The sequence below is a fragment of the Cohnella sp. GCM10027633 genome (assembly GCF_042675445.1).
Taxonomy (GTDB): domain Bacteria; phylum Bacillota; class Bacilli; order Paenibacillales; family Paenibacillaceae; genus Cohnella.
Window position 1 is genome coordinate 1 of sequence record NZ_JBHTGV010000039.1, and the last position, 1,288, is coordinate 1,288.

Genomic DNA, 1,288 nt, shown 5'->3' on the forward strand with positions numbered 1-1,288 from the left:
TGGACCTCTGTCAAGAAAGTGGACACTCGCTAACGCATTTCAGCTAATGTTTTTGTAGTACATCTCCTCGAATCGATCAGGAGATACGTAACCCAAAGAACCATGAATTCTCTTGCGATTGTAAAAGAACTCGATGTACTCAAATACTTCATGTTTCGCTTGTGCCTTCGTCTTAAAACGTGTGCAGTAAATAAACTCTTTCTTCAGCACGCTGTGGAAAGATTCGATGCAGGCATTGTCATAACAGTTTCCCTTGCGGCTCATGCTGGCTGTCATTTTGTACTTTTGCAGTCTTGTTCGATACTCTTCTGAAGCGTACTGCGAACCTCGATCGGAGTGATGGATAAGTCCCTCTCCCGGTTTCTGAGCTTCATAAGCCTGATCCAGTGCTGCGAGTACTAAGTCCGTCGTCATCCGGTCAGAGAGCCTCCAACCGACGATTTTGCGTGTGTAGAGATCCATTACACTCGCTAAGTACAGCCGGCCTTCGCGGCACGGAACATAGGTAATATCCGTGACCCAAATCTTGTTTGGAGCTGTGGTTTTAAACTGCTGGTTTAGCACGTTTGGCGCAATTGGACTGGAATGATTGGAATCCGTCGTCGTCACCTTGAACTTCTTTGAGACGCATGAGCGTAGGTTATTCTCTTGCATAAGCTTCCCGACCAAGCGCTCAGAAACAGTCCAGCCTTCACTTTGTAGGAGCTTAGTAATCTTAGGGCTCCCGTAGCGTGTCTTAGCGTCAAAGAAGAGCCACATGATGCGCGCCAATAGCGCTCTACGGCGTTTCTGGTAGGCATTCTCGTTCGCCTTCTCCAGGCACCACCTGTAATAACCGCTCCGTGATACTTCGAGTACTACGCACATCTTCTCCATTCGAAACTCGGAGCGGTGATCTTCGATGAACTGGAACCTTAGTTCCTTTCTTTGCTGAAGATGTGCATGGCTTTTTTTAAGATCGCGATCTCCTCTTGGAGGTCCTCAATGGTGCGTGCTTGATCCTGCAACTGCCGATCCTTTTCACGAAGGGTTTCGCGATCCACGAGCGGCTCATTCTCAAACTTCCGATACTTCGCCTGCCACTGACGTAATGTGCCTTCTGGTACATTCAACTCCTCGGCGATCTGTGGCAGTGTCTTCGTTTGATCTTGGATGTAACGAACCGCCTGTTCTTTAAACTCTTCGTTGTAATGCTGTCTTCTCTCACTCATGCCGGACACCTCTTAATTCTTGTTGAGTTTATTATCTGTTTGCGCTTATGAGGTGTCCACTTTTTATTCTAGTTGCA

At 47.4% G+C, this 1,288-nt stretch carries 2 protein-coding genes; both read right to left on the bottom strand.

Annotation, left to right across the window (positions count from 1 at the left end):
* Positions 1 to 39: 39 nt before the first annotated feature.
* Positions 40 to 903, bottom strand: coding sequence for an IS3 family transposase (locus ACFQZG_RS27555; protein WP_378157958.1), 864 nt, complete (start codon positions 901 to 903; stop codon positions 40 to 42).
* An 11-nt stretch (positions 904 to 914) separates the two neighbouring features.
* Positions 915 to 1,211, bottom strand: coding sequence for a transposase (locus tag ACFQZG_RS27560; protein WP_378157957.1), 297 nt, complete (start codon positions 1,209 to 1,211; stop codon positions 915 to 917).
* Between the last annotated feature and the right edge of the window lie 77 nt (positions 1,212 to 1,288).